Source organism: Blautia sp. MSK.20.85, assembly GCF_013317245.1.
In the GTDB taxonomy this organism is placed as follows: domain Bacteria; phylum Bacillota; class Clostridia; order Lachnospirales; family Lachnospiraceae; genus Blautia_A.
The window spans coordinates 1-1576 of record NZ_JAAIUN010000074.1 but is presented as its reverse complement, the minus strand read 5'-3'; the positions used below and the strand labels follow the sequence as shown (position 1 = coordinate 1576).

The 1576-nt window shown below is 39.3% G+C and carries 3 protein-coding genes; all 3 read left to right on the top strand.

Annotated features, from left to right (window positions below; all coding sequences use genetic code 11):
• Positions 1-737 (top strand): ParB/RepB/Spo0J family partition protein (locus tag G5B12_RS16915; RefSeq protein WP_174088938.1); only part of this gene is annotated, 737 nt, incomplete at its 5' end.
• Between the two features lie 35 nt (positions 738-772).
• Positions 773-1084 carry a DUF6050 family protein gene (locus tag G5B12_RS16910; RefSeq protein ID WP_012744320.1) on the top strand — a complete coding sequence of 104 codons (312 nt, stop codon included), beginning with the start codon at positions 773-775 and terminating at the stop codon, positions 1082-1084.
• A gap of 128 nt (positions 1085-1212) precedes the next feature.
• Positions 1213-1576, top strand: a 364-nt coding sequence (locus G5B12_RS16905) for a hypothetical protein (RefSeq protein ID WP_174088936.1), incomplete at its 3' end; no start/stop codon positions are given.

Sequence of the window (1576 nt, the reverse complement as noted above, 5' to 3'; positions counted from 1 at the left end):
AAGAATTATCAGAAAGCATTACACAATATGGCGTGTTGGTTCCTGGTATTGTGCGATTGAGAGAGTCCGGTGGTTATGAGCTGGTAGCTGGTCATAGGCGAAAACGAGCATGTGAACTTGCGGGATTAGAGAAAATGCCTGTTATCATCAAAGATCTTACAGATGATGAAGCGACGGTGATCATGGTAGATTCCAACATTCAACGAGAAGAGCTGCTGATCAGTGAAAAGGCATTCGCTTATAAAATGAAATATGAGGCGTTAAAGCGTCAGGGAAAACGGTCTGATTTAACTTCTTGCCAAGTTGGCAAGAAGTTGGCGGCAGAAGAAGTCAGTCAGAATACAGGAGATAGTTCCAGACAGATTCTTCGATATATTCATCTGACAGAGTTAATCGCAGAACTTTTAGAACTGGCAGACGAGAAGAAGCTTCCCTTTAATACAGCTGTTGAAGTTTCATATTTGAGAAGTGAAGAACAACAGATATTGCTTCAGTATATGAGTAATCACAATATGGTACCGTCTATGAAGCAGGCAAAGGAATTGAAGCAGATTGCAAAAGAGCAGATGTTGACATATTCAGAGATTGACCAGATCTGTATGAATGAAAGTACTGAGAAAGTACAGGTACAGATTCCGGCGAAAAAGCTGAAACAGTATTTTCCTGAGTCATATTCTAAAGCTCAGATGGAAGAAGTGATATTTATGCTCCTGGCATCATGGGCAGAAAAACAATAATATGATATGCGAAGTTGGACAGAAGGAATGAAAAGATGATGATAGAAGATGTAATTAAAAAATCAATACTGCCACTGGCATTTATGCTATTCTGGTTCTGGATGGTATCCACCATCATGAAAGTCAGTGGACAGACAGACTTATTCTGGTGGATATTTCTTTCCGGACTTCCATTTGGAATACATAAAATGCGGCTGGTCCTGATTCCAAAAGGAATGGATATAACAGCAACACTTGGGATGGCTGCATTAAGTGTCATCATTGGAGCTTTGATTGGAAGTATCATGATTCCAGTGTATGTAATCCGTGCGGTATACGTTTTCTTACGATATATCATCGGAAAATAATTGAATATTTGATAAGAGGCAGGCTTGCGAAAATAAAATCGTAAGCTTGCCTCTTTTTTTTGTACCCAAAATCAGGCAATTCAGGGGAAATCCCTTTTGCAAATATATATACTTGGAGGATTTTTAAGATGAGAGAGCGAATTGAAAGTAAGCATGTAACAAAAGAAATCAAAAGTCAGATGCCAGTGATTCCGGTGGAAATTGTTAAAGAAAGAGGTTGTACGTTCTGCCCGTATTATCTGGGCAATTATGAGAAACAGCCACGCTGTATGATGAAAATCTGTGCCTGGGATGATGAAAATGAACGTTTCCATCCAGTTCTTCGTGGACTGATTCCATTTTACAAAGAGAAGATGGAAAAAGCAGAAGAGAAGTTCCTGGCAATGAAAAAGATTTACACAACGCTGTTAGGAATGTTTGCCGATGAAATGAAGCAGGAAGAGTTGGAAAAAGATGAATGTTACGGATGTGCCTATGGAAAATGTGGACCAT

Bases quoted from the DNA above. Each gene is read 5' to 3' on its own strand.
- G5B12_RS16910 (WP_012744320.1), top strand. From the start codon at position 773: ATGATGATAGAAGATGTAATTAAAAAATCAATACTGCCACTGGCATTT.